The sequence below is a fragment of the Actinomadura roseirufa genome (assembly GCF_900659635.1).
Lineage (GTDB): Bacteria > Actinomycetota > Actinomycetes > Streptosporangiales > Streptosporangiaceae > Spirillospora > Spirillospora roseirufa.
On the sequence record NZ_CAACVB010000404.1, the window covers coordinates 1 to 5,160 of the forward strand.

General features: G+C 76.1%; 2 protein-coding genes and 1 pseudogene. 1 reads left to right on the top strand and 2 read right to left on the bottom strand.

Annotated features, from left to right (window positions below; translation table 11 throughout):
* Together E1291_RS38830 and E1291_RS38835 are read right to left on the bottom strand one after the other, a co-directional pair.
* Window positions 1-1,280: pseudogene (locus E1291_RS38830) on the bottom strand (hypothetical protein); the annotation flags it as partial.
* Window positions 1,281-1,377: 97 nt separating this feature from the next.
* Window positions 1,378-4,116, bottom strand: coding sequence for an AAA family ATPase (locus tag E1291_RS38835; protein ID WP_131743021.1), 2,739 nt, complete (start codon window positions 4,114-4,116; stop codon window positions 1,378-1,380).
* Window positions 4,117-4,735: 619 nt separating this feature from the next.
* On the opposite strand from E1291_RS38835, the gene E1291_RS38840 reads away from it, so the two are divergent.
* A partial coding sequence (locus E1291_RS38840) for a gamma-glutamyltransferase (RefSeq protein ID WP_207401180.1) occupies window positions 4,736-5,160 on the top strand: 425 nt, incomplete at its 3' end.

Consider the following 5,160-nt stretch of genomic DNA (forward strand, 5'->3'; position numbering starts at 1 on the left):
GGGCCCGCGGCGGCGAGGCCGGCCAGCGCGGCGAGTTGCGCGCCGGTGAGCGACGGCCCGCACGTCGCGACGGCCGCGGCGTCCGGCGGCCCCGCCAGCGTGACCGCCACGGCGTCCAGCGGCCCCTCCACCAGCACGGGGCGCGCCCCCGCGGCGAGCCGGTCCCGGGCCTCATGCAGGCCGAACAGGAGCTCGCCCTTGCGGAAGCGCGCGGTCGCGGGGCCGTTGAGGTACTTCGGCCCGGTCGCCTCGTCGGCCCGCCGGCCGGTGAACCCGGCGACCGCCCCGTCCGGCGTCCGGAACGCGAACATCGCGCGGTCGCGGAACATGTCGCGGATCACTCCCCCGGCGCCGCGGCGGGCCAGCCCGGCGGCGATGATCTCGCCGTCGGCGTGCCCGAGGGCGCGCAGGTGATCGGTGAGCGCGTGCGGGCCGGACGGGGCGTAGCCGATCTGCCAGCGCCGCTGCACGGCGGCCGGGAAGCCCCGTCCGGCCAGGTAGGCGGGGACCCAGCCGCCCTCAAGCCGCGAGCGGAAGTACAGGTGCGCCGCCGCCAGCACGTCACCGGCGGACGGGTCGGACGCGCACGCGTGGATCCTGCGGCTCACCCGGAGGATCCGGTCGCCCGCCCCCGGGCCCGCCCAGAAGGCGTGCGCCGGGAAGGACGGGCACGGCGGCTCCAGCCCGAGCCACGACAGCACCAGGAAGGCGGCCGAGTCGGCTTCGACCCGGCGCACGCCCTGGCAGCGCGGCGCGCCGGGGCGGTCGGGCCGGTCGCCGGGGCGCAACGCATGCGCCACTTGGTGGACGAGGTCCGCGAGCCCACCGGGCGGGCTGGAAACCCCCGAGCGGACGGCGAGACCCACCAGGCGGGTCCGCGCCTGCTCAGAAGTGGGGAAGCCGTCCGTGCTCGTCTCCAGAGGAAGGCCGGTCGTCTGCGTCACATCGAAGACCGCTCGCACCCCACCGGACGGTGTGAGGACGCGGATGCCCGTCTCGCCCCGGCGCACCTGCCGTCCGGCCGCCCGCCACTCCTCGTAGGAGCGGACGTCGGCCGCTGACCGCCACTGCGCGGCGATCAGCAGCGTGTTGGTGAACCCGTACCGGCCGTGCCGGACGGCCAGGCCGAGCCACCATGCCCAGGGGCGCGTGCCGTCGCGCAGGCGGGCGGTCTCGTGCGCCGCGATCCCGCGCAGCACGGCCGCCGCCCGGGAACGGTCCCGGTACCGTCCGCGCGGCCGTCCGGGACGGCCGTCCTGCTCCAGGGGGACCGCGGACATGAAGGGCCTCCTCGCACCGGGTGCACGGGCGGGGAAGCCACAGGTTCCGTACCCGCTCCGGGGAGGCGGCAAAGGCCGCGGCGGCGGCCGTTACAGGTCAGAGGTACAGGCCGAAGAACTCCTCGGGGTGCTCCAGCAGCGGCGGCAGGTCCTCGGCCGTGAGCGTGACCAGCTCCTTCTTCGTCGGGACCTTCGCCGGCCGGGCGTCCGCCCCGGTCTCGCCGCCCTTCCCGCCTCCGTCGCCGTTCGCGGCGGCCCGCGCGTCGCGCGCGGCGACGACCGCGGCGGACGCCACCCGGTCGGCCTGGTTCGCGACCGCGACGTCCAGCAGGTTGCGCATGAGGCGGCCGTTGCCGAAGGACGGCCCGCGCGGCGCGCGGCGCAGCATCGAGCCGAGCACCTCGACGGTGCCGGGCGCCAGCCGGAACCCGTCGGCGGCGGCGAGCTGCCGGAACACCGTGATCAGCTCGTCGTCGCCGTAGTCGGGGAAGTGCAGCTGCTTGGGGAAGCGCGAGTCGAGGCCGGGGTTGGCGGACAGGAACTCCACCATCTCCTGCTCGTATCCGGCCACGATCACCACGAGGTCCTCGCGGTGGTCCTCCATCAGCTTGACCAGCTCGGCGATGGCCTCGTGCCCGTAGTCGCCCTTCAGCGGCGACTGCGTGAGCGTGTACGCCTCGTCGATGAACAGCACGCCGCCGATCGCCCGCTCCACCAGCCGGCGGGTGCGCGGCGCGGTCTGGCCGATGTACTCGCCGACCAGGTGCGCGCGGGACGCCTCCACCAGATGGCCGGACGACAGCACGCCGAGCCGCTTGTAGATGCGGCCGAGCAGCCGCGCCACCATCGTCTTGCCGGTGCCGGGGTTGCCGGTGAACACCATGTGCCGGGTCGGCGGGGTGATCTTCAGCCCGGACTCGCTGCGCAGCCGCGCCGCGTGCGTGCCCGCCACCAGCAGCGCGATCTCGTGCTTGACGGTCTCCAGCCCGGTGAGGTCGCGCAGCTCGGCGAGGGGGTTCCCGGCGGCCTGCGCGGTGTCCAGCGCGGCCGGGACGTCCTGCTTGCGGACGACGAGCTCGGCGCCCGGCGCGGTGCGCGCCCGGACGGCCGCGACGACCTGCTCGGCCAGGTGCGGCGCCAGCCGGGCGTTGCGCAGCGTCTGCATCGCCGGCGTGGCCGCCAGCAGCGCGCCCGCCGCCTCGACGGCGTGCCGGGTGGCGCGCGCGCCGCGCCGGTCCAGGGCGCGGCGGAACAGCTCGGCGTGCCCGTCGGCGGTGAACGGCAGGGTCCGCGCGATCCGGAAGCGCTGCGGCAGGACGGGGTTGATCTCGCGGATCCGCTCGTCGCCGCCCGTGTCGCACAGCGCCACCACGTGCAGGTCGGGGTGGACGGCCAGCAGCCGGTGCAGCTCGCCCGCCAGGGCCTCCCCGTTGCCCGGGTCGGCGATGATCCCGTCCAGGCCCTCGATGATGAGCAGCCGGTCGCCGGCGCAGTCGCGGGCGTCGGCGTGCAGCTTGGCGACCGCGTCCGACAGGCGCTGCCCGGCGAACAGGTTGTCGGTGACCCACAGCGGGTCGCGGCTCAGCGCGAGCGCCTTGGCGAGCTCCTGCGCCGCGTCCCGCTTGCCGGTGCCGTCCGGGCCGGCGAGCAGCAGCCGGACGGGCAGCTTGTCGCGGGTCAGCTCGTCCAGCGCCTGCGACACCTCCGGCTGCCCGACCAGCGAGGTGGCCAGCTCGGGCCGCTGCCGCGGCTCGGCGTGCGCGGTGGCCGGCACCCGCAGGCCCTCGGTCAGCGGGTTCACGACGCGGCGGCGCGGCGCGTACAGCCGGCGCAGGTCGGTCTGGAACTGCCCGACCGGGATCCACTCCGCCTTCGGGAACCACGGGTCGCCCGGCAGCCCCTGGACGATCGCGACGAACCGCATCGCCATGTCCAGCCACGCCCGGCACGCGTCCGCCGCGCCCGAGACGAGCGCGCGGACGAGCCACGCCCGCGTCTGCTCCTGCCACGCGCCCGCCTTGAACCCGCGGCGCTCGCCGGGGAAGCGCTGCTGCAGCTCGCGGTAGCGGTCCTCGCCGAGCGCCACGGCCAACTCGGCGGGGACGTGCTCCAGGCTGCCCTGCAACAGGAGCTGGATGAGGTGCGACTCGACGGACTCCTCGCGCGGCGCGACGCCCACCAGGTGCTCGTGGGCGGCGAGCAGGCCCGCGCACACCCACTCCAGGTAGCCGACCGGGCCGAGCAGCTCGGGGACCGCCGCGACGGTGGCGTCGTCGGCGTGCGCGTGCCAGTGCTCGCGCAGCTCCATCTTGGGCAGGTTCACGTCGCAGGAGGGCGGGTCGTCGTACATGCGCAGCAGCGCCGCGCGCCGCCGCTCCAGCGGCTCGATGCCCTCCAGGACGGCCAGGCACTCGCGGGCCAGCTCGATCGCCAGTTCCCGGTCGGGCGCCTCGATCAGCCAGTCCACCGGTGGCCGCCACCGGCCGCCCGGCGCGTCCCACCGGGTCATCCGGGTGCTCAGCGGCCCCGGGTTGACCAGGTGCCGGTTCAGCAGCCGCTCGGGCAGCTGCGACCACGACCCGGCCTTGATCGCGCCGCCGCCGGGCAGGAACGCCAGGATCCCGAAGATCTCCGCGGTGACCAGCGAGGCCGGCAGCGTCAGCAGCTTGTGCTCGTCGGTCGTGAGCTCCGCCGCGCGCGGGTCGGACGTCAGCGCGTCGATCCGCGCCGCGATGTCCTCGAACAGGCCGTCCGGCACGCGCCAGGGACCGTGCGAGTAGACGTCGAGCACCGGCTCGTCGGTGAGCAGTAGCTCCAGATGCTCCGGCAGCCGCAACGCATTCTCCCCAAGAGTGATCAAAGCAGGGGTACAGCCTACGTTTCCGGAGTGGGTGCTGGTTTAGCGGTCAGGCTGATCGACGGTATTGGGACCGTCAGGTACCGGCTCCGCCCCTGTGATCAGCGCGTCCTCCACGGGCCCGCTCCCGGTGTCGGTCCCCGGGCGCCGCCCGGCGCGCGGGACGCCCGGCGGGCCGCCGCTCGCCGCAGGCCGGGAACCGTTCGCCGAGAACGGGCCCGTGAGCGCGAACTTACGCGCGGGTACACGGCAGGCTTCGACGCACCGCCGCGGATGCGCTCCCACCGGTCCACCGGGCGGAGCGGCGGCGCGAGCCGCCGCCCCCGGGACCGGGCGGCGTCCGCAGCCGGGCGGGGGGACGAGGCCACGGCGGCGCGGTAGAAGGCGCGCACCCGCCACCGTGGCCTCCTCGGCTCTTTCGAGCCGGACTTTCGGCAACTAACCTCGGTGAGGTGAACGCGCCGCGGGCCGCAGGTCGACGCACACGGCGCAGCGGAAAACCGCTTTCCGGCCCTGCCCGCGCAGGCCCCGCTCCCGGGCCGCGGCGGCCCGTCACGGGCTCCCGCGGCCGAACCCCCCGAAGGCACCGGAGGCTCGCATGACGACGACCGCCGACCGCGCGATGATCTGCACGGCCGACCACCGCGCGTCCTCGGCCGGGCTCGCGATCCTGCGGGCCGGCGGCTCGGCCGTGGACGCCGCGGTCGCCGCGGGCGCCGTCCTCGCGGTCGTCGCGCCGCACCGCTGCGGCATGGGCGGCGACCTGTTCGCGCTGGTCCAGGCCCGGCCGGGGCCGCCCGAGGCACTGAACGCCTCCGGCCGCACCGGGTCGGGCGCCGACGCCGACGCGCTGCGCGCCGAGGGGCACCGGCGCATGCCCGTCCGCCACGACATCCGCTCGGTGCCGGTCCCCGGCTGCGTGGACGGCTGGCTCGCCCTGCACGCCCGGCACGGGCGGCTGCCCCTCGCGGAAGTGCTGGAGTCGGCCGTGCTGCACGCGAGCCGCGGCTTCGCCGCGACGCC